Raw genomic sequence first — 26,934 nt, 5'->3', positions numbered from 1 at the left:
CAGCTTATTGAGGGGTAGGTTCGGAGACGTTGTCGTCAGCAGCGGTGGGGCCTACGCGCAGATGCTGGCGCTGGCAGTGGTAGCCGAGCAGGAACTCTGGCGACAAAGCGGTATCTCGCCTGAAGTCATCCGGCTCAAAGGCGGAAACGACTTCGTCGACCAGGTTCTCCATAAAAGACAAGAAGGGTGGGCGCAAGTTGCGGAGCCTTGTCTGATAAGGGACCAACGCGAGCGCAATCGAGCGCCATGTGGATGCTGGGCGATCCGCAAATCGTTGCATCAGGCGTGCCGCGTTTGTCGTACGGCCATTCTCGCCCGCGATGAAAAGCGCCCGGCCCTCAATGTGCTCGGCAATGGCGAGTAGTCGGCCGAACAAGTAGTCGCGACTGCGGCGGTCAGTTTCAAGTGCCATTTGATAGTTCCTTTCCATATGCAGGCCCCGGAACAGCGCGCAGGCGATGCCCAGTGTTCTCTTCCAGTCCCAGGGCTCGAGGCCCACGCGGTTCACGGCCCGTCGAGCGGCGCTGTCGGCGAGATTACGCGGCACCGGTGCCGCATCGACGATGCAGGGCAGCAAGCGCTCGCGCGTCGATTGCTTGAGCTTGTCGTCGACACGGGGGCCGTATGCGGCTTCGGCGATGTCAGCGGGCGCTGGCGCTCCGATGAACTTGCGGTCCTTGCCGAAGTTCTGCGGCCAGGCGCAGCGCAGATGCCAGGCTTCGATGTGATGCAAAAACTCCGAGCCAGCCAGTTCCCGGTAGTAGGTGATGGCCATGCGGCCGGGCGTTGCCGAATCAAGCGCCATGACGACCACACCCTCGCCGGGCTGCAGCCTGGCCTGGTAGCCGGCGATCGCGCGCTTCAGTTGCCAGGCAAACGGTTGTCCCGCATCTTCGATCGTTGCCGATGCGAACATGGGCTGCTCGCCGAACAGCATCGCGTAGCTGTTCTCCATCGGATCGGGCACCGGTGCCCCTGACACGGCCCAGGCGACGATGGCCTGATCTCCTTGGCGCGAGCCTTGCCGGGCGATCAACCAGCGCAGCGCGTTGTGCGCCTTTTGCGTGACTTCGAAGCCGACGCCCAACGCCTGCGAAGACTCCAGGAAGCGGCCACGGAATGTGAAGCCGGTGTCGTCGTTGGCCGAGATCAGCTTGGCCTTGTCGCCGGCATTGCGGAGTTTGGAAGGGTGCTGGATGGCCAGAGGCACATCCTGCCCCAGCACCATGCAAAAGCCGCGTTGTTGTTGCAGCGTGGCGTAGTAGGCGATCCAGGCCTCGATCAGTGCCGCATCCTCCCAGGTGCCCGAGGCCGGATCGTCATCCTCCACGCGCCAGCGCACGAACACATCCTCCGGCGCCTGCCCCGCGTTCAACGACTTGAACACCGTGGGCATCTGCTGCTTGTCTCCTAGCCAGGTCTTGGCCAGTAGCCCGGAGTCGTCCACCGGCAGCAGCTTGTACCGAGCCAGATCGGCGACAACGCGGCCCTGCTGCACGTAGCGGAAGATGGCGTTGAGCTTGGGATGCCGCTGCGCAGAGTCCGTCCATGCTTGCAGCGCAGCCAGGTAAAGCCGGTAAGGTTCGCCAGGATCCTTGGCGTAGCCCGAAGTCACTTCGCCACCGAAGCGCAGATAGTCTGCAGCCAGGTACTGCAGCTTGTCGCACAGCGGATGCGGCACGGGCTTGGAGCCTGCGCGGCCGCCGGACTCTTCCGTGCAGGGGATCAGTGTCGTCCCCCTGCCCTTGTCGATCACGGCGGCGCGCCGGAACTGGCCTTGCCCGTCGAGCACGATCTCGATCTGCGCCTGCTGCGTCGTATGGCTTATCGGCATCAGCGTCGGCGAACCTGGCGCTTCTCTGCCTTTGCACGCCTCGTAGGTGTCGTGCAGTTTCTGCAGCCAACTCATACCGCGTCTCCCGACCGAGCCAGTTCATCCGACACGTCGCACAGGTTCCCGACTCCGAAGCGCTTGACCGTCATCTTGCGAACGAAGCGACGCTGCGCGCAGTCCTCCGGCCGCGGAAACCGGATCACGCCGTTGACCATGGTCGGCCGCCAGAAGCGCGCATGCAGCGCATCGCCACCGGCTTCATCGGGATAGTCGAAGCCGTGAAACATCAGGCCGAGCGCCAGTTCTCCGTCCTCATCGAGCTCGCTGGGCCCTTCGCCGAAAACGCAGGGCTCGGCATAGCCTTGGCAGTCGCGTGTGCCGAGAAAGATGTCCTGCCGGCCACCGCGGGCGAGCATGCGCCGCGCGATCTCGTGGTGCTTGCCTTCGATCCGGTCGGCGGCCAGTTCCGGGCGGTGCAGGTTCCACTCGAAGTGCGCGCGGACCTGGTAATCCACATCGTGCAGGAATGTGTAGATCGCCAGCGTGTTGCCGCCGCTGAACTCCAGCGGCTTCGTGCCCTTGGTCTGCGTGCGGATGCGCCGCATCACGCGCACCTGGTCGATCACCCAGACCAAAGTGGGTTTCCAGTAGATGGACTTCGCGGCGCCCTTGAGCGCTTCGTAAGTGGGGACGTGGTACGAGCACTTCTCGCCGCCGACCTTGGTTAGAGGGTCGGTGAACAAAGCGTGTCGCCCACGCAGCGAGAACTCGATGCTGTTGCGTGACTGGTCAGGCAATTGGCGTCTCCATTCGATTGACGGGTTCGGTCGATAGGCCGAAGCGGAGGCTATAGAAGCGCGGGTCGAGGCAGGTAATACGCAGGTCGTCATGCGCCGGCTTCAGGGCCTTCGCTTCACTGAGCTTGCGCAGAACATGCGGGAATACATTGACCGTGAACTGCTGTGCGCGACGCAGCAGATCACCTTCGCGGGTCAGGTCATAAGCAGCGAACAGGTCGTTGACCAGTTCCTGACCGGCGGGGCCATAGGGCACCACGATGCCTTGCGTCGGGGCGTCGATGGCCTTGAACATTTCGGCGGCCGTCATGAACGCCTGGCGCAACGGGATCGGCGGCGCGCTGCCGTTTTGTCGCGCACATTCCTTTACGGCGAGTTCGTTGATGGAAAGCAGGTCTAGCAACGTGTCATCCCGGCCAAGCTGCGAAGTCGGAATGGGGTAAGCCATTTCACTCTGGCGCTGGTAGAAGTAGCGGCGGTAGTAGTCCTGCAGCGCCTGCGGACCGATGTGGTTGTTGCCGTAGCGGGCGGGATCATCGCGGTAGTCACCGAGCACGTGTTCGGCGACGGTGCGGCCCTGCAGGATGTCGGGCAGGCGGCGCAACGACTCTTCGTCCGGATTGACGATGTGCAGCACACCGGGCTCTGGTCGGCCATTGCGGTTGCAGCGGCCCGCCGCCTGGGCGATGGAATCCAGCCCCGCCAGGAAGCGGATGACCACACGGAAATCAACGTCCACGCCGGCTTCGATCAGCTGGGTGCTGATGCACAACGTCGGCAGGCCGGCGGCTAGGCGGTCACGCACACGCTGCAGTTCATGCTTTCGGTGGGCCGGGCACATGTCGGTGCTGAGGTGGCACAGGAGGTCCGCATCCAATGCGCCTGCAGCCAATTCGTACAGGACTTGCGCGGAACGCTTGGTGTTGACGATGACGAGGCAACTGCCAGTGCGCTGCAACTCCTGCAGTGCCAGTTCGGCGATCTCGGAATGCGACCATCCGCCTGGTCGGCGCGCGTCGCGCACGTCCACACGCTTGAGTTGCGTGAACAAGGCGCCGACATCGTCCATGATCTCGTGGCCGGGCTCCAGATGCATCGCACCTGCCTCCAGCTTCACAGTGTGAAGAAGCGGCTGGGTCGCAGTGCACAACACGACGGTACTGTTGCAGCGTTCCGCCAGGAAGTTGACAGCGTTGTTGAACAGGTGGACGCAGCGAATGGGCAAAGTCTGGATTTCATCGAAGACGATGACAGCGTTCGCCAGTTGGTGCATGCGCCTGGCGCCCCGGGTGCCGGCGCCGAACAAGGCTTCGAGAAACTGAACCATGGTCGTGTAGACCACGGGCGCATCCCAGTTTTCGCAGAGGATCTTTTCGCGCCAGGTCTGCCGCTCCGGCGTAACGCTGCCATGGTGCTCCAACACTATGCGCTGCGCATCGGGCGCATCGCCCTCTGGCTCCAGGACTGCCCGCACGACTTCTGCGTTCTGGTCGCTGATCGACGTGAACGGGATGACGAAGACGATGCGGTCGAGCTTGCGCGCCTTCGCGTGGTGCAACGCGTAGCGCAGGCTGGCGAGCGTCTTGCCGCCGCCGGTGGGAACGGTCAGCGTGTAGATGCCGCGTGGCCGCGCAGCGGCGTCGAGGCAGGCTTGCGAGATGGATCGCCGCAGATGGTCGATGGGCCGGGCTACCGGCCATTCCGCGAGGCGGACTTCATAGCGATCGATGAGATGCTGCCAGTCCCCATACGCGCCGATCGGTCGAAAACACCGGCCACGCGGGCTCTCGAAGTCTGCGGTGTCTATGCGGTCTGCATCGATCAGGCAACTGAACAGGAAGCGCACCACTAAGCCCATCTGCTGAAGTGCCACCGCGCCGCCAACAGCCTGGGCTCCCACGCGATGGTTGCCAATGGCTGACAGCAAGGCAAACAGCTCGTTCGCCAGCGTTGTGTTGCTGAGCAGTTCGTTACAACGCGCACGCACGCTTGGATCCATAGAACCCAGCACTTCGGCCAAATGAGTACGTTGATCGGGCTTGTCCATGCGCCGCAGGAACAGGCTGTCGCCGAAGCGCCGCCCGTCTCCCGAAACGCAGTCGATGAGGCCCGAGTGGTGAGAGGCCACACACAGTGCAGCCACCTGAGCTAGCACCTGAGCTTGAGGCCCTCGCTGTGAGAGCAATTGCCAGATCCATTGCGCACCCGCGGTTGAGTGGTCAACCTTTCCTTTCAAACTCGCGGAGTCCACCCAGTCTTCATCGGCATCCTGGTCCAAGGCCCCTGTGGCGGACTTCAGATAGGCCTGGAACTCTCGGCTGTACTTGCCGATGTCATGCAGTAGCCCCAGCAGTTCCCCGATGTCGCCTGCATGAAGTTTGCTGGCGAAGCCGCGAGCAAGAGTGGCAACACCCAGCAAATGGGACTCCAAGGACTGCCATGCACCGTCTGATGCGCGGTGGTGTGCGATGTAGACGGGCTCGGTCATGGCGTATTAGCGGGAAGGCGGCCGCAATGAGTCGGACCCGAACTGGCGGCCCCGATACACCATGAAACTATTCCGTTCGTGGGATGGGCAATGAGGGATGGGCCAGTGGCTAACAGGTCAACATCGAGTCCGAGCGGCGGCAGTCTCCGACTGCCGCCGCCTTGTTGCCGGAGGTTCGCCATGCCTACATGCCTTGAGACCGTTGCTGCCCAAGCCATGCAGTTGTCCTCGGACGAGCGCGCCGACCTGGCCGACCGCCTGCGGCTCAGCGTCGCACAGCAAGACGACATCGACGCCGCGTGGGACGCAGAGATGGGGCGGCGCATCGCCCAGCTCGATGCCGGTGAGGTCGAAGGCGTGCCATGGGAAACGGTGATCGCGGACCTGCGCGCCCAGCTCAAGCGCGGCGCCTGATCGTCCTGCCGACGGCATGGCGCGACTTGGCAGACGCCGTCGCGTGGTGCCGTGATCGATTCGGCGTTCGGGTTGCGCAGCGACTTCTGGAGCGTTATGAGGAGATCGGGATCGTGCTGCTGTAAGCGCCGGGCGTGGGAACACGCGTCGCGCGTGGACGGCGGCATCTGGCTCTGCAACGCTATCCCTACACTTTGGTCTACATCGTCGTAGGCGAGAGGATCACCATCGTGGCACTGCGCCACTAGCGAGACACGACGCAGCCGTGACAGGTGCGCACATCGATTCTGGAAAGCAAGACGGGAGCATGAATAAGAAATGGCGGAGAGGCTGAAGAGTGCGCCGATCACCCCCACTCCCAGGCTCACCCCATGACCCCGCCCCACCCTCATCCCCTGATGCTGGCGTCCAGCGCGTGCTCGGGGACGTCGGAGGCCCGTGTGCCAGGTTTGCGCAGCTGCACGATGCGGTGCAAGCTGAAGCCGCGCAGTGGCTCGCGCAGGTGGCACCAGGCTTTCAGGTACCAGTTGCCGCTGTGGTGCGCCCACCGCTGCGGCGACAGCTTGCACTCCAGCGTCTCGCCGTGGCCACGGGCGTGGTGGCGGATGGTCAGTTGCCGACGTGGCCATGGCGCACGGGCCACTGCACGCTGGCACGACGAGCGCGCCGCACAGCCCCAGCTTGTGCAGGCTCCGTCCATCGTTCAGCCATCGCTCGATGCGACGGATGCGCTCGATCTGGCCCATTGCGGTGTTTTTTGGATTCTTGTCGGCGCAGCATAGCGGCTGCCATCGGCGTCAGCTAGCGCGCGTTTCAGCCGATTTGATGAGGGTTCAGCACACGCATCCCACGCAGCGCACGGCGAACGCGTGCGCCGCGCTTCGCCGCCCTGTCAGCCTTGCCAGGGAGATGGCAGCGCCCATGGCGGTTCCCACAACAGTGCGGCACGCGCGCTGACATGCCCCGCCACGGCACATGGCCAGACTGCGGGGAATCAAGGAGAGCCAACATGAACGAGGCCATTGCAGGATGGAAGGAAGCAGCGAAGCGGGCCGATGCCGTGCGCGCGCGGGTGGATGGCCTGGCGCGTGCGGGCGTGCCGGTGTCGCGCGCGTTGCTGGTCGAGCTGGTGCAGCTGGAGGCCGCCGTGGTGGCCCGGCTGGAAGCGGTGCAGGCGGCCCGGGTTGCAGCCGGGCCGATGCAATGAGGCCGGGCGTCCGAAGCACCAGAGAGTTCGAGGAGGAATCTGCAGATGGACCCGTTGATCCGCCAGTGGGACGAGGCGGCGCGCAAGGCCGATGCCTTGCGCGAGAGGATCGCCGGCATCGCTGACCGGGGCGACCCGGTGCCGCCCGAGATGCTGGTCGAGCTGGCCTTGCGCGAGGACGAGGTGCTGGCCTGCCTGCGCGCGGTCTACCAGGCGCGCGACGCGCAGCAGACGCACTGAGTCATGTGGCGCTGCGCCGTAGCGTGGCCAAGCCCACGCCCGTGGCATCGAAGCCGCCGTCCACTGCCAGCACCTGCCCGTTGACATAGCTGGCGGCGGGGCTGCACAGGAAGCCGATCGCCGTGGCGATTTCTTCCATCGTGCCGTAGCGGCCCAGCGGGATGGTGTCGTGGTAGTCGGCGCGGATCGCCGGCGTGTGCACCTGGCGCGCCATCTCGGTTTCGACCGGGCCCGGCGCAATGGCGTTCACGCGGATGCCGACGCTGCCCCATTCCACGGCCTGCTGCCGGGTCAGATGGATCAGCGCGGCCTTGCTCGTGCCGTAGGCCACGCGCAGCGTGCTGGCCCGCAGCCCGGAGATGGACGCGATGTTGACGATGGCGCCGCCACCCGTGCGCAGCATGACCGGCGCACAGGCCTGCGCGCACAGGAAGGCACCGTCGAGGTTGGTCGCCATCACCGCGCGCCACTCCTGGAACGAGGTCTCGCCCAGCGGCTTGAACACGGCGATGCCGGCGTTGTTGACCAGCGCGTCGATGCGGCCCATGCGCGTGGCAACGGTGCCGATGGCGGCCTGTACCTGGCCTGGATCGGCCACGTCGCAGGGCAGGGCCAGCACGCGGCCGGTGTCGTGCAGCGCGGCGGCCGATGCGGACAGCGTGGCCTCGTCGATGTCGAGCAGCGCGACGCGGTAGCCCTGGGCCAGGAACCACTGCACGGTGGCCAGGCCGATGCCGCGCGCGGCACCGGTGACGACGGCCACGGGCATCGCGGCAGGCTCGGGTGGGGAAAGCGGGACGGCGGACATGGTGGGCTCCTGCCGTTCAACGCTGGCGCACGAATTTCTGCGCGCGCTTGCCGGTGTCGACCTCGCCCGCGTACAGGTTGCCCTGGCTGTCCACGGCCAGGTCGTGCACCCAGTGCAGCTCGCCCGCGTAGCGGCCCGGGCGGCCGGTGGTGCCGACCACGGCGCCCGTGTCGCGCCGCAGCGTCATGATCTGGTTGTTGCGCCCGTCCGCCATGTGCAGCCAGCGCTGCTGCGGGTCGCGCGACAGCACCAGGTCCCACACCGAGCCGTTGCCGGCCGTGGCGGGCTCCACGGTGAACTCCTTCACGTAGCGGCCGTCCTTGTGGAAGACCTGCACGCGGTTGTTGAGCCGGTCACACACGTAGACCAGCCCGTCGCGCGCCACGCGCACGCAATGCACGGGGCTGCCGAAGGTGGTGAGCTGCGCGGTCGTGGGCGGGGCGCTGCGCCGCCCGTCGGGCTGGGCCGGCACCGCGATCGGCGGCTTGCCGTAGGCGCCCCAGTGGCGCTTGTAGGCGCCGGTGTCGGCGTCGAAGACGATGACGCGGTTGTTGTGGTAGCCGTCGGCCACGTAGACCTCGCGCGCGTCCACGTCCACCTCGACGCCGGCCGCACGGCCCAGGCGCGTGGTGTCGGCGCTGCCGGTCTGCGGGCCGACCTTGCCGATCTGCAGCACGAACCGGCCGTCGGGCGTGAACTTGAGCACCTGGCCGTCGTTGTTGCCGTTGCCGGTGATCCAGACGAAGCCCTTGGCGTCCACGTACAGGCCATGCTCGTTCTCGGGCCAGTCGTAGCCCTGGCCCTTGCCGCCCCAGGAGCGCAGCAGCGTGCCGGCCGCGTCGAACTCCAGCACCGAGGGCGCGGGTACGCAGCATTTGGAATGCGGCGGGCTCAGGGCGGCGCCGCGCTCGTCCTCGGTCAGGCTGCCCGGGCGCTGCAGCACCCACACGTGGTCGGCCGCGTCGGTGGCGATGCCGCTGACCTGGCCCAGGATCCAGTTGTTCGGCAGCGGCTTGGGCCACTGGGCGTCGACCTTGAAGCTGGGTGCGACGGCGCTGGTCATCGCATCGGTGGCGCAGCCGGACACGAGGGCCAGCGTGGCGCTGGTGGCCAGGGCCAGCAGCAACCGGGGAGCCCGGCGGGACAGGGAAGGCATGTGGCGTGTCTCCAGGATGTTGTGCGTTGCGGGACGGGCATCATCGTTGCCGCCCCGCGGCCGCGCAAGCGCATTGGCCTGGGTAGTTCGTGGCGCGCCCGCACCGGGCGGAGCCATGGTCACTGCGATAGCGCGTGCCTGGGTCTGGCGAGGGGGCGCTGCGTCCCTGCCGTGCCTGCACTGCGCATACACGACCACGCACGATGTAACAGGCGCAAGCAAAGCGTAAGGGGCATGCAACCCTACGCCAGCGCAGGCGGCACGCGTGTACCGTCGCGGCTCCATGGCCGAAGCGCCCCGGACCAACGGGCGCGCCGCGGCAGAACCGCCAAGCGCACACACGCAGGGAGACGACGATGACACCACCCTCGACCCGACGACGCCAGCTGCAGGCACTGGCCCTGGTGGCCTGCGCACTGCAGGCCGGCATGGCGGCTGCCGCCACCTTGCAGGTCGGCCCCGGCCGCGCCTACACCAGCATCGCGCAGGCGGCCCGCGCCGCGCGCGATGGCGACACCGTGGAAGTGCAGGCCGGCGACTACCGGCGCGACGTGGCCGTCTGGACGCAGCGCGTGCTCACGCTGCGCGCGGTCGGCGGGCGGGCGCGCCTGATCGCCGACGGCGCCAACGCCGAGGGCAAGGCGATCTGGGTGGTGCGCGGTGGCGACATCCGCATCGAGGGCTTCGAGTTCCGCGGCGCACGCGTGCCCGACCGCAACGGCGCCGGCATCCGCTTCGAGGCCGGGCGGCTGCAGGTGGTCGACTGCAGCTTCGTCGACAACGAGAACGGCATCCTCACGTCGAGCGACCCGCAGGCCGAACTGACGATCGCGCGCAGCCTGTTCCAGGCCAACGGCGCGGGCGACGGCCAGTCGCACAACCTGTATGTGGGGGGCATCGGCAGGCTCAGCCTCACCGACAGCCAGTCGCGCGACGCGCGCGTGGGCCACCTGCTCAAGAGCCGCGCCGGCATCAACGAGATCCACCGCAACCAGCTGGTCGACGGCAACCCGGGCAGTGCCAGCTACGAGCTCGAGCTGCCCAGCGGCGGCGTGGCCAACGTCACGGAGAACGTGATCCGCCAGGCGCCCAACACGCAGAACTCGACCATGGTCTCGTATGGCGCCGAGGGCTACCGCTGGCCGCGCAACGCGCTCGTGATGCACAACAACACGCTGGTGGACGACCGGCCCAGCAACGGCATCTACCTGCGCGTGGCGCCCGGGCAGCGCACGGTGGAGCTGCGCGGCAACGTGCTGCAGGGCGCAAGCCGCACGCGGGCCTCGGTGCTGACGTACTGAGGCGGTGGCCCGCGCGCCGGCCGCTCGTGCCGGGCAGGGCCCGGTCGACGCGCTGCAACGCGGTCATCGGTGGACCGACGCGCCTTGCGGCTGCGTCTGCCGCATCACCTCCACGAAGCGCCGCAGCCTGGCCGGGTAGAAGCGCGCATACGGGTACAGCAGCCAGGCCGGCAGCGGGCTGGCCTGCCAGTCCGGCGCCAGCGCCACCAGCCGGCCCCGCGCCAGCTCGTCGGCCACGACCCAGGCCGAGACGATGGCCACGCCCAGGCCTTCGAGTGCGGCGCTGCGCAGCGCGTACAGGCTGTCGGTGCCCATGCGCGGTCGGATTGCGAACCGGCGCGCCTCGTCGCGCGCGGCATGCGTGAGCGTGACCTCGGTGCGGTAGAAAGTGCGCAGCGCGAGCCAGGGCAAGGCCGCCAGTTCGTCGGGCTGCGTGGGCGGCGCGCGGCCGGCCAGCAGCGCGGGCGACGCGACCAGGATGCGCGGCACGTCCCACAGCTTGAGGGCGACCAGCCCGGCGTCGTCCACCTCGCCCACCTGGATCGCGCAGTCGATGCCGCGCGCGATGAAGTCGGGCTGGATGTCGTGCAGCAGCCATTCGACCGACACGCCGGGGTTCTCGCGCAGGTAGACGGCCAGCGGCGGGATCAGCTGCTGCTGGCCGAACGCATGCGGCACGACCACGCGCAGTGTGCCTTCGGCCGCGCTGCCCACGCCGCGCAGGTCGGCCTCGAGCGCCTGCCAGCCGTCCAGCAGCTCCTTGGCGCGCTCGAAGCAGCGTTCGCCGTCCTCCGTCAGCTTGAGCTGGCGCGTGGAGCGCTGCAGCAGCCGCACGCCCAGCGAGCGCTCCAGCGTCTGCAGGCGCCGGCTTACGGTGGGCTGGGTGGCGCCCATCTGCGCGGCGGCGGCCGACAGGCTGCCAGCCTCGACGATGCGCACGAAGGTCTGCATCAGCGCGATGCGGTCGGCGGGGACGGCGGCGGTGGCGTCATTCATGCGCAGATCGTATAGGTCAAGTGCGGGCGCTGCCACTACCGCGTGGCGCCTCCAGCGGTCACACTCGAGGCCAATCTCCAGATCAGGGTTTCCACCATGACATCCATTCCAACGATGCATATGCCGGCCGCCGCGCCCACCACCGGCCTGCCGGCCCGGCTGCTGCTGCTGCTGGCCAGCGGCGCAGCCTTCAGCGTGGCCACGCTCTACTACAGCCAGCCCATGCTGGGCGTGCTGGGTGCGGACATCGGCGCGGCCGAGCGCACGGTGGGATTCGTGCCCACGCTCACGCAGCTGGGCTACGCGCTGGGCATCTTGCTGCTGGCGCCGCTGGGCGACCGCTACGACCGGCGCACCATCATCGCCTTCAAGGCCGCGGCGCTGTGCGCGGCGCTGCTGGCCGCGGGTGCGGCGCCTGGCATCGGGCTGCTGCTGGCCGCCAGCCTGGCAATCGGCCTGGCTGCCACCATGGCGCAGGACATCGTGCCGGCCGCCGCCACGCTGGCGCCCGAGGCCGGCCGCGGCCGCGCCGTGGGCACGGTGATGACGGGGCTGCTGCTGGGCATCCTGCTGTCGCGCGTGGTCAGCGGCGTGGTGGCCGAGCGCTTCGGCTGGCGCACGATGTTCGTCGTGGCGGCCCTCAGCATCGCGCTGATCGGCCTGGCCTGCTGGCGCGGGCTGCCGCGCTTTGCGCCGACGACGCAGTTGGGCTATGGCGCGCTGATGGGCTCGCTGGCCGGCCTGTGGCGCCGGCATGGCGCGCTGCGCCGGGCCACGCTGGCGCAGGCGCTGCTGTCGGTGGGCTTCAGCGCCTTCTGGTCCACGCTGGCCGTGATGCTGCATGGCGCGCCGTTCCACCTGGGCAGCGCGGCGGCCGGTGCGTTCGGGCTGGCGGGGGCGGCGGGGGCGCTGGCCGCGCCGATCGCCGGGCGCGTGGCCGACAAGCGCGGGCCGGAGCTCGTGACGCGGCTGGGCGCGGGGCTCGTGATCCTGGCCTTCGCGGCGATGGCGCTGATGCCGGTGCTGTCCACGCCCGCGCAGCTGGCGCTGCTGGCGGCCAGCGCGATCGCCTTCGACCTGGGCGTGCAGGCGACGCTGATCGCGCACCAGACCCTCGTCTACGGCATCGACCCTGGCGCGCGCAGCCGCTTGAACGCGGTGATGTTCACGGGCGTGTTCATCGGCATGGCGACGGGCTCGGCGCTGGGCGCGCTGGCCTTGGCGCAGTGGGGGTGGATGGGTGTGACAGGCTTGGCGACGGCGGCGGCCGTGGGGGCGCTGGTGGTGCGGATGTGGCCGGGGGCAAATGCCGTCGTGCGCTGAAGGCGTCGGCGACGTCGACGTCGACATGCCCGGCCAGCGCTGTGCGGCCGTCCAGGTGGACCGCGACGCGATCTTCGTGCGCGAGGGCCCGGCCTGAGGACAATCGCGCGATGCCCCAATTCCCCGCCCAACCCGTGCCCGCCACGCGCGCCGCACGCGCTGGCGCCATCGCCGCCATGGCTGTCGTGGTGCTGCTGTCCAACGTGCTCGTGCAGTTTGCCCTCAACGACTGGCTGACCTGGGGCGCATTCACCTACCCGGTGGCTTTCCTGGTGAGCGAACTCACGAACCGGCGCTTCGGCCCGCAGGTGGCGCGGCGCGTGGCCTGGTGGGGCTTCGCATTCGCCGTGGCGGCCTCGCTGCTGCTGGCACCACCGCGCATCGCCGCGGCATCGGGCCTGGCCTTCATCGCCTCGCAGCTGCTGGACATCCGGGTGTTCGACCGGCTGCGCCGCGGCACCTGGTGGCGCGCACCCCTGGTGGCCACGGTGGCCGCTGCGCTGCTGGACAGTGCGCTGTTCTGGAGCATCGCCTTCGCGGGCGACGACCTGCCCTGGATCACCTGGGCGATCGGCGACCTGGGCGTCAAGCTGGCCGTGGGTGTGGGGCTGCTGCTCCCGTTCCGGCTGGTGATCGCGCGCAGCCTGCGGATCGAGCAGGCCCGCTGAGCGTTACTCCGCCCGAATGTCGTTGGCCTTCACGATGTCGCCGTACAGCTTGTAGTAGTCCTTCGTGAGCTTGGCCAGCTGCTCGGGCGTGCCGCCGCCGGGCTCGTCGCCGCGGTCGGCGATGCCCTTCTGGATGTTCGCGTCGGCCAGCGCCGTGTTCATCGCGGCGTTGGCCTTCTTGACGATGTCGGCGGGCAGGCCGGGCGGGCCGTACAGGCCGATGAAGGAGATGAGCTCGAAGTCCTTGAGCCCGGCCTCGGTGGCGGTCGGGATGTCGGGGAAGGCCGGCACGCGCTTGGCGCCGGTCACGATCAGCGGGCGCAGCTGGCCCGACTTGATGAAGGGCGCGACGACGGAGGCCGCGTCGAACATGGCGCTCACGCGGCCGGCGATCAGGTCGGTCATGGCCGGGCTGCTGCCCTTGTAGGGCACGTGGTTCATCTTGGGCTTGCCGATGCGCTCGCGGAACAGCTCCATGGACGTGTGCGTGAGGCTGCCGGGGCCGGCCGAGGCGTAGTCGATGTCCTTGCCGGCCTTGTCCTGCGCCTTCACCCAGGCGATGAACTCCTGCAGGTTCTTGGCCGGCACCGTCATGGGCACAGCCAGGATCAGCGACGACTGCAACAACAGGCCGATGGGCGTGAGCTTGAGAGGGTCGGCCATGGCCGTGTTGCGGTAGGTGTGCGGGTTCAGCGTGATGGTGCCGTTGCCCACCAGCAGGCGGTAGCCGTCGGGCGCGGCCTTCATCACGTTGTCGGTGCCGATGTTGCCGCCGGCCCCGGCCTTGTTGTCGATGACCACGCCCTGGCCCAGCTCCTTCTGCATGCCGGCCGTGACCATGCGGCCGGCAAAGTCGGTCTGGCCACCGGGCGGGTAGCCGACCACGAGCGTCACAGGCTTGGTCGGCCAGGCGGCCTGGGCGAAGGCCAGCGGGCTGGCCAGCACGGCCGCGCCGGCCAGGCTCTGTTGCAGGACGTTGCGGCGCGTGAAGCGCGTGGGCACTGTGTGACGCATGGGATGTCTCCTCGTCGGGTGGATGGAATCGGGAAATTCGTCAGGCGTGCTGCGCGAGCCGTGCCGGCAGGGCCGACAGGCTGGCGATGCGCTGCACGGAGGCCGGCAGATCGTGCGGCTGCTCGCCGAGCGCGAACACGCGCATGCCGGCGGCCAGGCCCGCGGCGATGCCGGAGGCGCTGTCTTCCACCACCGCGCATTCGGCCGGCGCGAAGCCGAGCGCCTGCGCGGCGTGCAGGAACAGGTCGGGCGCGGGCTTCCACACGCCGATGTCGTAGGCGCTGAAGACCCGGCCCTCGAACCAGGGCATGAGGCCCGTGAGGCCCAGCACGAGCTCGATCTTGTGGCGCGGGCCGTTGGAGGCGACGGCGAACGGCAGCGTCAGGCCGCGCACCAGCTCCAGTGCGCCGGCGATCGGCTGCAGGTGGGCCTTGAAGTAATCGGCCATGCGCGCACGCACACGGTCCTCGAAGTCGGCGGGCAGCGGCCCGGGGCAGCGCGCGGCGACGCTGGCGATCTGGCGCGACATGGGCGCGCCGCGCTGCGCATCCAGCACGGGCCGGGCACTGCCTGGCAGGCCGTACAGCGCGCCCTCGGCCAGCATGGCTTCGACCAGCCAGGGTTCGCTGTCGACCAGCGTGCCGTCGCAATCGAAGATCAGGGCGCGAACGGTGCTCATGCCTGCGGATTCTGCTTCAGGTCGTAGAGGATGGCCGCGCTGGTCAGCCCGCCGTCCACCACCAGATCGTGCCCGTTCACGAAACGCGCGTCGTCGCTGGCCAGGAAGGCGATGGCGTCGGCCACCTCGTCGGCCTGGCCGTAGCGCGCCATGGGCGTGGCGTGCACGATGGCCTGGCGGATGACGGGGCCGTGCAGCGCGGCAGTCTGCGCGGTCTCGATGGGGCCGGGCGAGACCGAGTTGACGGTGATGCCGAAAGGCGCCAGGTCGATCGCGCAGGACTTGGCCAATGCCAGCACGCCGCCCTTGGACGCGCAATAGGCCGCGCGGCCGGACCAGACCTGCTGGCCCGAGATCGAGGCGATCATGACGATGCGGCCCTGGCGCCGCTGGACCATGCGGCGCGCCACGGCCTGCGTGCATAGGTAGCTGCCGGACAGGTTGATGTCCAGCACGCGGCGCCAGGCCTCGATGGGCGTGTCGAGCACCGAGCCCTGGTAGCTGATGCCCGCGCTGTTGACCAGCACGTCGATGGCGCCATGCGTCTGCCAGGCCTCCTGCACCACGGCCTCGACCTGGGCCGCATCGGTCACGTCCAGCATGTGCTGGCTGACATGGCCGGGCGGCTGCGCGAGTTCCTTGACCACGTTGCGCAGCGCGTGCGCATTGATGTCGGCCAGTGCCACGCGTGCGCCTTCGCGCAGCAGGCGGCGCGCACTGGCCAGGCCCAGGCCGCTGGCGCCGCCGGTGACCAGGGCGGTCTTGCCGGCGAAGCGGGCCAGGGCAATCGGTTCGCTCATGGTCTTGTCTCCTGTGCGCGGGGTCAGGGCGGCATCATGCCTGGAGTGGATGCGCGCGTCGCGCCGTATGTAGTGTCGGCTGCAGGCATGCGGCCGGCCCGCCGCGCGGACGAAGCCGGCCTACCCGAGGTCGGGCCGGTCCACCAAGGTGCCGAGCGGCAGGCTGGAGATCTCGCCCAGCAGCGCCGCGAGTTGCCGGCCCGCGGCCTCGACCAGCGCGCGGCCCTTCTCCACCGTGGCGATGGCCGCATTGCCCGCCGCGCCAGTGGCGTTGTAGTCCTGCATCTGCCAGCCGAGCTTGGCGCTCTTGCCGTTGCCCAGGATCGGGTATGCGGCGGCGCGGTCCTGCGAAGTGGAGCGGAAGTCCTGCGCCTGCGCCATGTCGACATGTGCAGGCGCGAGCGCCAGCATCATCGAGGTCTCGATGTCGCCACCATGGATGCCGAAGCGGTGCTCGCTGGCCGGGAACAGGCCGTCCACCGCCTCGCCCAGCGGCAGGTTGAACCAGCTGGCGTGGTAGCAGATCAGCTCGCAGCGCGTGCGCAGGTCGCGCGCCACGATGTCCATGATGGAGACTTGCCCGCCATGGCTGTTGAAGATCAGCAGCTTGCGCAGGCCGGCGCGCGCGACCGACTCGCCGATCTCCGTCCACAGGCGAATCGTGGTCTCGGCCGACAGGCTCAAGGTGCCCGGAAAGCGCTGGTGTTCGTTGCTCTTGCCGATCTGCTGCGTGGGCAAGAACAGCACGGGCAGCGCCGCCGGCAGGTGCGGCAACGACGCGGCGAGCACGCCATCGACCAAGGTGGCATCGACGCTGACCGGCAGGTGCGGGCCATGCTGCTCGATGGCGGCCACGGGCAGCACGGCCACGGTGGTGGCCGCGTCGAGCCGGGCGAAGTCGCGGGTCGTGAGGTCGGCCCAGAAGCGGGAAGGCAGCGTCATGCGGGCGATCTTATGTCCGCGGCTAACATGCCGCGGCCTTCCGCTTCCACGTCCCATGTCCCCCACCACCATCGGCCCCTGGGCCATCGCCGTCACCGGCGCCCTGGCTCTGGCCACTGCCATGGGCATCGGGCGCTTCGCGTTCACGCCGCTGTTGCCCATGATGCTGCACGACGGCGTGCTCGATCTAGCCGGCGCGAGCTGGCTGGCCAGCGCCAACTACCTGGGCTATCTGGTGGGCGCCGTGCTGTGCATGCTGCAGCCCTGGATCTGGCGCCGCATCGGCAATCCGCCGCCGCCGGACCCGGCCGCCATGGTGCGCGGCGGCCTGGTCGCGACCACGCTGTTGACGCTGGCCATGGCCCTGCCCTGGCCGGCCCTGTGGCCCACGCTGCGCTTCGCGGCGGGCGTGGCCAGTGCATGCGTGTTCGTCTACATCTCGGGGTGGTGCCTGACGCAGACGGCGCGGCGCGGGCGCGCGGCGCTGGGCGGCATGATCTACACGGGGCCGGGCACGGGCATCGTGCTCTCGGGCCTGATCGCCAGCCTGATCGTGGCTTGGCAGGGCAGCGCGCAACTGGGCTGGCTGGTGTTCGGCGTGCTGGCCGCCGTGCTCACATTGGGCGTGCGGCCGGTGCTGCTGCGCGGCACGCTGCCGGCGGCCGCGGCCGCAGGCACCGGGCCGATGGGCGGCACGCCCGCCGCCGCGGGCCACGGCGAGGTGGCGCTGCTGATCGCGGGCTACGGCTGCGCGGGCTTCGGCTACATCATCACGGCCACCTTCCTGCCCGTCATCGCGCGGCAGGCGCTGCCGGGTTCGCCGTGGCTGGATTTGTTCTGGCCGATCTTCGGCGCCGGTGTGATGGTGGGAGCGATGCTGACCACGCGCGTCTCGCTGGCGCTGGACATGCGGCATTTGCTGGCCGGATGCCACGTGGTGCAGGCGCTGGGCGTGCTGGCCAGCCTGGTGAGCCCCAGCCTTGCGGGCTTCGTTCTGGGCAGCGTGCTGCTGGGCGTGCCGTTCACGGCCATCACCTACTTCGCGATGCAGGAGATCCGCCGGCTGCGGCCCCTGCACGCGGCCAGCACCATGGGGCTGGCCACGGCGCTGTACGGCATCGGGCAGGTGGCGGGCCCGCCGCTGGTGGCGCTGCTGATCGCATGGCGCGGCTCGGCGGCGCAGGGGTTCACGCTGTCGCTGGCCGGTGCGGCGGGCACGCTGCTGCTGGGGGCGGGGTTGTACCTGTGGTCGGCCAGGCGCTATCCGAAGACCCGTGCCTAGACACCCGCGAAGCACACGGCCAGATGGTCGACCAGCGCGCGCACGCGCGCCGGCACGAAGCGCCCGCTGGGCAGCACGGCGCTGAGCGGGTAGTCGTCGCCCTGCCACTGCGGCAGCACGCGCACGAGCGCGCCGCTGGCCAGGTCGTGCACCAGGTCCAGCCGCGACTTGAAGCACAGGCCGTGGCCGGCCAGCGCCCACTGGTGGACGATGGCCGCGTCGTCGGCGCTGCGGTCGCCGGTGACCTGCACCTCGGTCCACACGCCATCGCGTACGAAGCGCCAGCGCAGATGGCGACGGCCCCGGATCTGGAAGCTCAGGCAGTTGTGCTGCAGTAGGTCCTGCGGCGTAGCCGGCGCGCCATGGCGGGCCAGGTAGGCGGGTGAGGCGCACAGCACGGGCTGCGACACGAACAGCACGCGCGCGACGAGGCCCGAATCGCCCAGCGCGCCATAGCGCAGCGCCACGTCCACCGCGTCACGCACCACGTCCTGCACGCGGTCGCTGACCGACAGCGCGAGCTGCACGCCGGGGTGCGCGTGCTGGAACGCATCGAGCCAGGGCAGCAGCACGCTGCGGGCGAGGTCGGACGGCGCGGCCAGCCGCACCGTGCCGCGCAGCGCGCCGCCGTCGCTGGCGAGCTGGGCCTCGCCTTCTTCCAGCAGTTCGAGCGCGCGCAGCACGTAGTCGAGCAAGGTCTGGCCTTGCGCGGTCAGCCGCATGGCACGCGTGGAGCGTTCGAACAGGCGCGCGCCCATCTGCGTCTCCAGCCGTTTGAGCATGGCACTGGCGGCGGCCGGGGTCAGCCCCAGGGCGTGGCCAGCGGCCGTGAGCGTGCCGCCGCGGGCCGTCTCCACCAGCACGCGCAAGTCAGCGATATTTTCAATCTTCATTTGCAGCAGATTCGAATCTGAGCCGGCTTATCAAACCTGGCTTGCAATCGTACAGTGGCTGTTTTCGTTTTCGAGGACAGCACCATGAAAGCCATTGGCTACCGCACCCCCGGTCCCATCGACCAGCCCGATTCCCTGGTCGACCTGGAACTGCCAGCGCCCACGCCCGGCCCGCGTGACCTGCTGGTGTGCGTGGCGGCCGTGTCGGTGAACCCGGTGGACACCAAAGTGCGCGCCAGCCGCGCGCCGCAAGCCGATGCGGCCGAAGTGCTGGGCTGGGATGCGGTGGGCACGGTCGAGGCCACGGGCGCCGAGGTGCAGCACTACCGGGTGGGCGACCGCGTGTTCTACGCCGGCTCCATCGCGCGGCCCGGCACGAATGCCGAGCTGCATGTGGTGGATGAGCGCATCGTGGGCCGCGCGCCGATGCAGCTGTCGGACGCCGAGGCCGCCGCGATGCCGCTGACGGCCATCACCGCGTGGGAGCTGCTGTTCGACCGCCTGGGCGTGCCGCAAGGTGGCGGCCAGGGGCAGAGCCTGTTGATCGTGGGCGGCGCGGGAGGCGTCGGCTCCATACTGATCCAGCTCGCGCGCCAGCTGACGCAGCTGCAGGTGGTGGCCACGGCCTCGCGGCCCGAGACGCGGCAGTGGTGCCTGGACCTGGGCGCGCACACGGTGATCGACCACCGCCAGCCCTTCGCCGCGCAACTGCCGGGCGGCAGCGTGAACTTCGTCGCGGCGCTCACGCAGACCGACCAGCATCTGCCGCAGATCGTGGACGCGCTGCGCCCGCAGGGTCGGCTGGCGCTGATCGACGACCCCAACGTGCTGGACGTGGGCCTGCTCAAGCGCAAGAGCCTGTCGCTGCACTGGGAGCTGATGTTCACGCGCTCGCTGTACGACACGCCGGACATCGACCAGCAGCGCGTGCTGCTAAACGAGGTGGCAGCACTGGCCGACGCAGGCCGCATCCGCAGCACGCTGCAGCAGACGCTTGCGCCCATCAACGCCGCGAACCTGCGCCAGGCCCATGCGCTCATCGAGAGCGGCAAGGCGCTGGGCAAGGTGGTGCTGCAGGGCTGGGGCTGAGCCCTACTGGCCGGCCTTGGCGATCTCGGCCCTGGCCTGCGCCATGAGTTTGCTGCCGATCTGCGGCGTGAACTTCTCGTGCACGGCCTTGGCCTTGTCGCGCAGGCGGGCGATCTCGGCCGGCGCCACCTCGGTCACCTGCAGGCCGCGCTTTTTCATCTCCCCCACGAGCAGGGCAGATTGCTCCCGGTTGATCTTGCGCTGGTAGGCGCCCGCCTCCAGCGCCGCCTCGCGCACGGCCGTGCGGTCGGCGTCCGACAGCTTGTCGAACCACTTCTTGCTGGCCAGCACGATGTAGGGGGTGTAGCTGTGGCCTGTCAGCGACAGGAACTTCTGCACCTCGTAGAAGCGGCCGGACTCGATGAGGCCCAGGCCGTTCTCCTGCGCATCGACCGCGCGCGACTCCAGCGCGCCGTAAAGCTCGGTGTAGGGCAGCGGCACGGGGTTGGTCCCCAGCTCCTTGAAGCTCTCGATGTAGACCGGGTTCGGAATCACGCGGATCTTCAGGCCCTGCAAGTCTTCGAGCCGCGCCACGGCACGCTTGGAGTTGGTGACATGGCGAAAGCCGTTCTCCCAGTACGCCAGGCCGACCAGCCCGTGCGCGTCGAGCCTGGCGGCCAGCGCCTGGCCGACGGGGCCATCGAGCAGCCCATCTGCCTCCCGGAAGCTGGCCACCAGGTAGGGCAGGTCGAACAAGGCGTACTCCTTGATCACGCCGACCAGGTTGGATGTGGGGCCGACCATCATTTCGGTCACGCCGCCCTGCAACGCCGACTGCATCTGCGCGTCGGTGCCGAGCTTGCCGCTGCCGTAGGTGGCAATGTTCACCCGGCCTGCGGTCCTGGCCTTCACGAGCTCGGCCACGCGCTTGGCGCCCAGGCCCTGGGAGTTGTCGTCGCTCGCGCCATAGCCGAATTTCACGAGCTGGGCCTGCGCCGTGCCGAGCGCCAATGCCGCGGCGATGGCCACAAGGATGCGTTGAAAGGTCATGGATCGAATCTCCGGTGAAAAGATCAACTGATATATGAGATTGCAGATACCAAGTAAACCATGTAAAACCGCGCGTTGAACACCGGGTAAGTTCTAGGCCTGGACAATCCGCTGCACCATGAACTTCTCCGACCCCGTCGAACGCCCCAAGTCGCTGACCGACCTGGCGGTGGCGCGCATCCGCACGGCCATCGTCACGGGCCCGCTGCAGTTCGGCCAGGCGCTTTCGGAATCGGCGCTGGCCGGCATGCTCGGCATGAGCAAGACGCCCGTGCGCGAGGCGCTGCTGCGGCTGCGGCTCGAAGGGCTGGTGGTGATCCACCCTCAGCGTGGCAGCTTTGTGTTCCAGCTCGACGAGGCCGAGGTGGTGCACCTGTGCCAGTTCCGTGCAATGGTGGAGTGCGAGGCCCTGGCCGACGCCATGCAGCATCGCCACGCCGAGCTGCTGCGCGCGCTGGACGCGGCCCTGGACGACATGGCCGCAGCCTACGCGCAGGCCGACCATGGCAGCTTCGCGCGGCTGGACACGGAGTTCCACAATGCGCTGGTGGAGAACTGCGACAACCGCTTCCTGAAGACGGCGTTCGAACTGGTGTCGGCTCAGATCACCGCGCTGCGCTACCGGTTGCCGGTCGCGAACGACCAGGTCACGCATTGCCAGGACAACCACCGCATCGTGGTCGACGCCATCCGCCAGCGCGACACGTTGCGCGCACAGGCCATCCTGCGCGAGCACATCGGCAGCACGCGCGATGCCTACCTGGTCGCCTGCCGTGGCACGGTCGTGCCGCGCGATGCCGCCGTCGTCTCTTCTTGAAGGACCTGCCCATGCTCCGCATCACCGCCCTGCTGCTGACCTGCCTGTGGGCGGGCATGGCCTGCGCGCAGGTCGACGACCCGCTGCAATCACCGGCCTGCCTGGCCGCGCGCGAGCGCCTGGACGCCGCGCAAGGCCAGGGCATGACGCCGCAGCGGCGCGCACTGCGGCAGGAGGTGGCCAACGCCTGCCTGCGCGCCCAGGCCGACCCGCCGCGCCCGGCCCGTCTCGCGCGCCCGGCCGAGGCCGTGCCCTCCACCATCGCGCCGCCGCCGCAAGTGGCCACGCCCTCGGCGCTGCCCTCGCCCACCGCGCCGCCCGCCCCGCAGCCGGCGCAGGTCACGCGCTGCGATGCGGGTGGCTGCTGGGACAACAACGGCCAGCGGCTCAACCGGTCCGGCAACCAGCTCGTCAATCCGCAAGGCCAGTTCTGCACGCAGCAAGGCACGGTGCTGGTCTGCCCGTGAGGGCGCGGCCGCCCCGGTAGCATCGCGACCATGCAATACCTGGTCGCCGTGCGCGCCCTGTGCGAGTTCACGGCCAAGCAGGGCGACCTGGACCTGCGCTTCACGCCCTCGCCGACCGCGCTGGAGGGCATTGCCGGCCATGCGCTGGTGACTGGCCGGCGCGACGACGGCTACCAATCGGAACTGCGGCTGGATGGCCAGCACGGCCTGTTGCGCGTGCGCGGGCGCGCCGACGGCTTCGACGCCGCGCGCAACCGGCTCGAAGAGATCAAGACGCACCGCGGCGACCTGTCGCGCCAGCCCGCCCACCAGCGGCATTTGCACTGGGCGCAGCTCAAGGTCTACGGCGCGCTGCTGTGCGCCGAGCGCGGCCTGGCCTCTCTGACGCTGGCGCTGGTGTACTTCGACCTGGGCAGCCAGCACGAGACGGTGTTCGAGGAACGCTACGAGGCCACCACGCTGCAGGCCTTCTTCGAGGACCAATGCAATCGCTTCCTGGCCTGGGCCGCGCAGGAACTCGCGCACCGCCAGGCGCGCGATGCCGCACTGGCCGCGCTGGCCTTCCCGCACGAGAGCTTTCGCCCCGGCCAGCGCGCACTGGCCGAGGCCGTATACCGCGTGTCGGCCCATGGCCGCTGCCTGCTGGCGCAGGCGCCCACGGGCATCGGCAAGACCGTGGGCACGCTGTTCCCGCTGTTGAAGGCCGCACCGGGGCAAAAGCTCGACAAGATCGTCTACTTGGCGGCCAAGACGCCCGGCCGCCAGCTGGCGCTGGACGCATTGACCCGCATCGCCGCGCCCGGCACGCCGCTGCGCGTGCTGGAGCTGACCGCGCGCGAAAAGGCCTGCGAGCACCCGGACAAGGCTTGCCACGGCGAGTCCTGCCCGCTCGCCCAGGGCTTCTACGACAAGCTGCCGGCCGCGCGCGCCGCCGCCGTGGCGGCCGGCCCGCAACACCGCGCAGCGCTGCGCGAAGTGGCGCTGGCGCACCAGGTCTGCCCCTACTACCTGGGCCAGGAGCTGGCGCGCTGGGCCGACGTGGTGGTGGGCGACTACAACTACTGGTTCGACGGCAGCGCCATGCTGCATGCGCTGGCGCAGCAGAACGAATGGCGCGTGGGCGTGCTGGTGGACGAGGCGCACAACCTGGTCGAGCGCGGCCGCGCCATGTACACGGGCGAGATGCGCCGCGGCGCCCTGCGCGCATTGCGCCTGACAGCCCCCGCCCACCTGCGCAAGCCGCTAGACCGGCTGGACCGCCACTGGCGCGCGCTGCTCAAGGAGAGCGAGGCCGCCTACACCGTGCGCGACGCGTTGCCCGATGCCTGGCTCGACGCCCTGCAGCGCGCCGTGGCCGCACTCGGCGAGCATTTCGCCGAGGCCGCCGCCGCGCCGCCAGACGCCGCGCTGCAGCAGTTCTATTTCGAGGCGCTGCAGTTCCTGCGGCTGGCGCAGAGCTTCGGCGCGCATTCGCTGGTGGACATCACGCGCGAAGACGCGCGTGGGCAGGACGCCACGCTGTGCATCCGCAACCTGCTGCCGGGCCCCTTCCTGGGGCCGCGCATCGAGGCCGCGCGCACCGTCACGCTGTTCTCGGCCACGCTGAGCCCGACCGCGTTCTACCGCGACACGCTGGGCCTCCCCGAGCAGACAGCCTGGATCGACGTGCCCTCGCCCTACGCGGCCGAGCAGCTCAGCGTGCGCGTGGCCGGCGGCATCTCCACGCGCTTCGCCGACCGCCAGGCCTCGGCCGCGCCGATTGCCCGGCTCATCGCCGAGCAGTTCGACGCGGCGCCTGGCAACTACCTGGCCTTCTTCAGCAGCTACGACTACCTGGAACTGGTGGCCGCGCAGTTCGAGGCTACCTACCCGCAGATCACGGCCTGGCGCCAGTCGCGCCGCATGTCCGAGCCCGAGCGGCAAGCCTTCCTGGACCGCTTCGTGGTCGGCGGCGCCGGCGTGGGCTTCGCAGTGCTGGGCGGCAGCTTTGCCGAGGGAATCGACCTGCCCGGCGAGCGCCTGGTCGGCGCCTTCGTGGCCACGCTGGGCCTGCCGCAGATCAACCCTGTCAACGAGGAGATGCGCCGCCGCATGCAGGACGCATTCGGGGCGGGCTATGACTACACCTACTTGTACCCCGGCCTCCGCAAGGTGGTGCAGGCGGCCGGGCGCGTGATCCGCACGCGCGAGGACAAGGGCATGGTGGTGCTGATCGATGACCGCTATGCGCGCCGGGCGGTGCAGGCGCTGCTCCCTGGGTGGTGGGAGCTAAAGGCGCTGCGCAGCGGGAATTAGTTGTAACGTCACCGACGGAGCAGGGGGCGCGCAAAGGCGCTGCACATGATCGCTGTATCCGCACAATGGACTCAGGTCTTGATACGAGCGGACCTCCTGCCACTACGCAAGTCATTGTTTCAACTCAGCTTTCATTTTTGAGACATATGTACTGTCAACTATCTTTACACTCGATTCATATGTATTGCATACACTTGTACAAGTTATTGATTTCGTTGAACATGTGACTAATGGCATGAAATGTGCGCATTTGGTGTCGTCAATCACTTTTGACCGCGCAGTGCAACCAATTGCACAGCGCGCAAGGCAGCGGACCCTCCGCATTGCCGTCATCCATCGACAGAGGACAACAACATGCGCCAATCTCTTCTCAAGGCCAGCCTGGCCGCCTTTGCCTTCGCGGGCGCCAGTGCCGCATCAGCAGCACCCATCGCCAACTGGGACTACATCGTGACCAGTTCTTTCTCCACTGTCGGCGGCGACACCAGCTTCAACGGCTCGGGTGGTTGCCAGCAAGTCACGGGCACTGCCATCACCTGGGGCGCCTGCCCGTCAGGTCCCGCAGTCTTGGGCGGCTCGCGCAGCGGCATTGGCATTACCAACAGCCCGCGCTCGGGGACGCTGACCACGGATGGTGCTGCTTCTTTGGCCAACACCTATACCCATACCAACAACCCGTTGGACGGCAGCTTTGGCACGTTGACCAGCGCCAAGATCGTCTCGACGATCCAGCTGCGCCGGCAAGGCAGCACCGGCGCCTACGCGTCCTTCTCGGAGTCGTACACCATCAAGTTCGCCGAGACGCCCAACACCACGCCCTGCGCCGCCGCGAGCCCCGCCGGCAACCCCTGCAACGACATCTGGGTTTTGGTCGGCTCCCTGAACAACAGCTTCACGCTGGATGGCTACCAGTACTTCTTCCAGTTCTATGCAGCACCGCGGCTGGAAGAGCTGAGCTCCGCCGCATGCACGGCCGCTGGTGCGGGTGCCGGCTGCATTGGCTTCACGACGATCGAGGGCCGTGCCAACCTGGCGAACTTCGCCATGGAAATCACCAGCCGCGAGATCACGGTTCCTGGCCAAGTGCCAGAACCCGCCTCCATCGCCTTGCTGGGCGCTGGCCTGCTGGGCCTCGCGGGCGTTCGCGCACGCCGGCAGCACAACAAGGCCTGATGCGGCCAGGCTTGCAAAAGCCTTGACGCCGCCCTGATCGGGGCTCGGGATGGAGCACTATGCAAAGGGAAGCAACTAACGCTTCCCTTTCGTTCGCCCAGGCACTTGTGCTATCAGCGCTGAAAGCGGTGCTCTGCAAGCAAGGCTCGAGACCCGTCGAAAAAATTGACAACACTCACATGGCAAGCGGCCTCAACGCGCACAAGTCGATGAAATTATTGAGTATTTATAAGAAGGCACGCGACTTGCTCATTGTTTCTAACCAACTCTGTTGGGCCGTCTTTTCTCTCATTGACCGCATACAAAGGAACTGCCATGCGTCATTTCAAGATTTCCAAGCTGGCATTTGCAGCTGCCGCAGCATTCGCTGTGACCGCCGCTTCTGCTGCTCCAGTCGCTAACTGGGACTACACGGTTACCAGCCAATTCCGACTCGGCGCTGGCCCCTCCACGGGCGGCGGCACCGGCACCGGCACCCAAGGTGATGGCGTGTCCCAATTCGTGCCGTCCGGCACGACTGGCCCGACCGCCGCGTCCACGTCTACCTGGAAAGTTTCGCAGTACCAGTTGGACTGGGGCCGCGACACCGGTAGCGTCGGCGCTGGTACGCGCAGCGGCCTGGGTGTCACGACCGCAACGGCAACTGGCGGCACGACCTCTGTTGCCGTCGGCAACACGGCCGGCAATGTGGTGACCAATGGCGCGTTCGAAGCGGCCAACGCTTACACCCACTACAACAACAACAACATCGGCCGTGACAGCTGGACGCTGCGCAAGACCGTGATCGACGCGTCGCTGACGCTCACGCCTGCCGGTGGTGGCGGTGCGCTTCCTTCGTTTGACACGAACTACCAGATCAGCTTCGTCGAAACGCCGAACACCGTGGCCGGCTGCCCGACTGCCGCTACTGACGCCGCAGTTTGCAGCGACATCTTCGTTCTGTCCGGCCTGCTGGGTCAGAGCTTCCTCTACGAAGGTTACGTCTACACCTTCGACTTCACCGCCAGCGGCTTCGGCACGCTGCTGCCTGCCCAGTGCGCGCTGGCTGGCGTAGCCGCAGGCTGCGTGGGCTTCACGACGCCGGAAAGCCAGGACTACACCACGAACTTCCAGTTCCGCCTGCGCGCTACGGAAGTGCCGGAGCCCGCTTCCATCGCTCTGCTGGGCGTTGGCCTGCTGGGCTTGGCCGGCATCCGTCGCCGCCAGCAAAAGAACAAGGCCTGATTTTTCAGTCGCCTCGTCAAGAACCCCGCCTCGGCGG

26 protein-coding genes are annotated in these 26,934 nt (G+C 68.5%); 13 read left to right on the top strand and 13 right to left on the bottom strand.

The genetic code is table 11. From position 1 onward, the window contains the following. Positions 1-4: 4 nt before the first annotated feature. Genes cas8c through ASF43_RS08600 form a run of 3 tightly spaced genes read right to left on the bottom strand, consistent with a single transcriptional unit; the run spans position 5 to position 5,119 of the window. Positions 5-1,909 (bottom strand): type I-C CRISPR-associated protein Cas8c/Csd1, encoded by a 1,905-nt coding sequence (gene cas8c, locus ASF43_RS08610; protein WP_056179062.1) that lies wholly within the window; start codon positions 1,907-1,909, stop codon positions 5-7. Beyond that, positions 1,906-2,631, bottom strand: a complete 726-nt coding sequence (gene cas5c, locus ASF43_RS08605; RefSeq protein ID WP_056179059.1) for a type I-C CRISPR-associated protein Cas5c — start codon at positions 2,629-2,631, stop codon at positions 1,906-1,908. The genes cas8c and cas5c overlap by 4 nt, the downstream gene beginning before the upstream one ends. Beyond that, on the bottom strand, positions 2,624-5,119 hold the full coding sequence (locus tag ASF43_RS08600; RefSeq protein WP_056179057.1) for a CRISPR-associated helicase/endonuclease Cas3: 2,496 nt from the start codon (positions 5,117-5,119) through the stop codon (positions 2,624-2,626). The genes cas5c and ASF43_RS08600 overlap by 8 nt, the downstream gene beginning before the upstream one ends. Positions 5,120-5,299: 180 nt before the next feature. On the opposite strand from ASF43_RS08600, the gene ASF43_RS29765 reads away from it, so the two are divergent. After that, positions 5,300-5,533, top strand: a complete 234-nt coding sequence (locus ASF43_RS29765) for an addiction module protein (protein WP_162241788.1) — start codon at positions 5,300-5,302, stop codon at positions 5,531-5,533. Positions 5,534-5,921: 388 nt separating this feature from the next. Here ASF43_RS29765 and ASF43_RS08590 read toward each other — a convergent pair whose 3' ends face one another. Then, a complete protein-coding gene (locus ASF43_RS08590; RefSeq protein ID WP_056179051.1) occupies positions 5,922-6,176 on the bottom strand; it encodes a WYL domain-containing protein in 255 nt (84 codons plus the stop codon). A 366-nt stretch (positions 6,177-6,542) separates the two neighbouring features. Here ASF43_RS08590 and ASF43_RS08585 point away from each other — a divergent pair, with 366 nt between their 5' ends. Both ASF43_RS08585 and ASF43_RS08580 read left to right on the top strand, forming a co-directional pair. Beyond that, positions 6,543-6,740 (top strand): hypothetical protein, encoded by a 198-nt coding sequence (locus ASF43_RS08585; protein WP_056179048.1) that lies wholly within the window; start codon positions 6,543-6,545, stop codon positions 6,738-6,740. Between the two features lie 45 nt (positions 6,741-6,785). Next, positions 6,786-6,980, top strand: a complete 195-nt coding sequence (locus tag ASF43_RS08580) for a hypothetical protein (RefSeq protein WP_056179045.1) — start codon at positions 6,786-6,788, stop codon at positions 6,978-6,980. 1 nt (position 6,981) lies between these two features. Here the strand turns inward: ASF43_RS08580 and ASF43_RS08575 are convergent, their stop codons facing one another. Together ASF43_RS08575 and ASF43_RS08570 are read right to left on the bottom strand one after the other, a co-directional pair. After that, a complete protein-coding gene (locus ASF43_RS08575; protein ID WP_056179042.1) occupies positions 6,982-7,788 on the bottom strand; it encodes an SDR family NAD(P)-dependent oxidoreductase in 807 nt (268 codons plus the stop codon). A 16-nt stretch (positions 7,789-7,804) separates the two neighbouring features. After that, entirely contained in the window at positions 7,805-8,944 is a 1,140-nt protein-coding gene (locus tag ASF43_RS08570; RefSeq protein WP_056179039.1) for a hypothetical protein, read from the bottom strand. Positions 8,945-9,300: 356 nt separating this feature from the next. On the opposite strand from ASF43_RS08570, the gene ASF43_RS08565 reads away from it, so the two are divergent. Continuing rightward, the gene (locus ASF43_RS08565) at positions 9,301-10,245 is read left to right on the top strand and encodes a hypothetical protein (protein WP_056179036.1); all 945 of its coding nucleotides are present in this window, start codon (positions 9,301-9,303) and stop codon (positions 10,243-10,245) included. A 63-nt stretch (positions 10,246-10,308) separates the two neighbouring features. Here the strand turns inward: ASF43_RS08565 and ASF43_RS08560 are convergent, their stop codons facing one another. Continuing rightward, on the bottom strand, positions 10,309-11,241 hold the full coding sequence (locus tag ASF43_RS08560) for a LysR family transcriptional regulator (protein WP_056179032.1): 933 nt from the start codon (positions 11,239-11,241) through the stop codon (positions 10,309-10,311). A gap of 96 nt (positions 11,242-11,337) precedes the next feature. On the opposite strand from ASF43_RS08560, the gene ASF43_RS08555 reads away from it, so the two are divergent. Both ASF43_RS08555 and ASF43_RS08550 read left to right on the top strand, forming a co-directional pair. Further along, a complete protein-coding gene (locus ASF43_RS08555) occupies positions 11,338-12,564 on the top strand; it encodes an MFS transporter (RefSeq protein WP_056179030.1) in 1,227 nt (408 codons plus the stop codon). A 110-nt stretch (positions 12,565-12,674) separates the two neighbouring features. Beyond that, entirely contained in the window at positions 12,675-13,232 is a 558-nt protein-coding gene (locus tag ASF43_RS08550; protein ID WP_056179027.1) for a VUT family protein, read from the top strand. Between the two features lie 3 nt (positions 13,233-13,235). Here ASF43_RS08550 and ASF43_RS08545 read toward each other — a convergent pair whose 3' ends face one another. The 4 genes from ASF43_RS08545 to ASF43_RS08530 form a co-directional block, all read right to left on the bottom strand. After that, positions 13,236-14,246: a tripartite tricarboxylate transporter substrate binding protein gene (locus ASF43_RS08545; RefSeq protein ID WP_056179024.1), complete on the bottom strand. Its 1,011-nt coding sequence runs from the start codon at positions 14,244-14,246 to the stop codon at positions 13,236-13,238. A 40-nt stretch (positions 14,247-14,286) separates the two neighbouring features. After that, positions 14,287-14,925, bottom strand: coding sequence for an HAD family phosphatase (locus ASF43_RS08540; protein ID WP_056179020.1), 639 nt, complete (start codon positions 14,923-14,925; stop codon positions 14,287-14,289). After that, positions 14,922-15,725 (bottom strand): SDR family NAD(P)-dependent oxidoreductase, encoded by an 804-nt coding sequence (locus tag ASF43_RS08535; RefSeq protein WP_056179016.1) that lies wholly within the window; start codon positions 15,723-15,725, stop codon positions 14,922-14,924. Before ASF43_RS08535 ends, ASF43_RS08540 begins: the two co-directional genes overlap by 4 nt. Positions 15,726-15,845: 120 nt before the next feature. Further along, positions 15,846-16,667, bottom strand: a complete 822-nt coding sequence (locus ASF43_RS08530) for a creatininase family protein (protein ID WP_056179015.1) — start codon at positions 16,665-16,667, stop codon at positions 15,846-15,848. A 55-nt stretch (positions 16,668-16,722) separates the two neighbouring features. On the opposite strand from ASF43_RS08530, the gene ASF43_RS08525 reads away from it, so the two are divergent. Beyond that, on the top strand, positions 16,723-17,949 hold the full coding sequence (locus ASF43_RS08525; protein ID WP_082497715.1) for a YbfB/YjiJ family MFS transporter: 1,227 nt from the start codon (positions 16,723-16,725) through the stop codon (positions 17,947-17,949). On the opposite strand, the gene ASF43_RS08520 is transcribed toward ASF43_RS08525, so the two are convergent. Further along, positions 17,946-18,842: a LysR family transcriptional regulator gene (locus ASF43_RS08520; RefSeq protein ID WP_056179009.1), complete on the bottom strand. Its 897-nt coding sequence runs from the start codon at positions 18,840-18,842 to the stop codon at positions 17,946-17,948. The two genes, ASF43_RS08525 and ASF43_RS08520, sit on opposite strands and share 4 nt — an antisense overlap. Before the next feature lie 84 nt (positions 18,843-18,926). On the opposite strand from ASF43_RS08520, the gene ASF43_RS08515 reads away from it, so the two are divergent. Next, positions 18,927-19,931: a zinc-binding alcohol dehydrogenase family protein gene (locus tag ASF43_RS08515; protein WP_056179284.1), complete on the top strand. Its 1,005-nt coding sequence runs from the start codon at positions 18,927-18,929 to the stop codon at positions 19,929-19,931. A 3-nt stretch (positions 19,932-19,934) separates the two neighbouring features. Here ASF43_RS08515 and ASF43_RS08510 read toward each other — a convergent pair whose 3' ends face one another. Further along, positions 19,935-20,921, bottom strand: a complete 987-nt coding sequence (locus tag ASF43_RS08510; protein ID WP_056179005.1) for a TRAP transporter substrate-binding protein — start codon at positions 20,919-20,921, stop codon at positions 19,935-19,937. 118 nt (positions 20,922-21,039) lie between these two features. Between ASF43_RS08510 and ASF43_RS08505 the strand changes: the two genes are divergently transcribed. From ASF43_RS08505 to ASF43_RS08485, 5 genes are all read left to right on the top strand, one after another. Next, a complete protein-coding gene (locus ASF43_RS08505; protein ID WP_056179003.1) occupies positions 21,040-21,738 on the top strand; it encodes a GntR family transcriptional regulator in 699 nt (232 codons plus the stop codon). Positions 21,739-21,749: 11 nt separating this feature from the next. Next, positions 21,750-22,205, top strand: a complete 456-nt coding sequence (locus ASF43_RS08500; RefSeq protein WP_156373225.1) for a hypothetical protein — start codon at positions 21,750-21,752, stop codon at positions 22,203-22,205. Positions 22,206-22,235: 30 nt separating this feature from the next. Continuing rightward, on the top strand, positions 22,236-24,500 hold the full coding sequence (locus ASF43_RS08495; protein WP_056178998.1) for an ATP-dependent DNA helicase: 2,265 nt from the start codon (positions 22,236-22,238) through the stop codon (positions 24,498-24,500). Positions 24,501-24,854: 354 nt separating this feature from the next. Next, a complete protein-coding gene (locus tag ASF43_RS08490; RefSeq protein ID WP_056178996.1) occupies positions 24,855-25,673 on the top strand; it encodes a THxN family PEP-CTERM protein in 819 nt (272 codons plus the stop codon). A 315-nt stretch (positions 25,674-25,988) separates the two neighbouring features. After that, positions 25,989-26,897 carry a THxN family PEP-CTERM protein gene (locus ASF43_RS08485; protein WP_082497714.1) on the top strand — a complete coding sequence of 303 codons (909 nt, stop codon included), beginning with the start codon at positions 25,989-25,991 and terminating at the stop codon, positions 26,895-26,897. Positions 26,898-26,934: the final 37 nt, after the last annotated feature.

The organism is Pseudorhodoferax sp. Leaf267, assembly GCF_001422405.1.
Lineage (GTDB): Bacteria > Pseudomonadota > Gammaproteobacteria > Burkholderiales > Burkholderiaceae_C > Pseudorhodoferax.
This window is presented reverse-complemented; position numbering and strand designations above follow the sequence as displayed.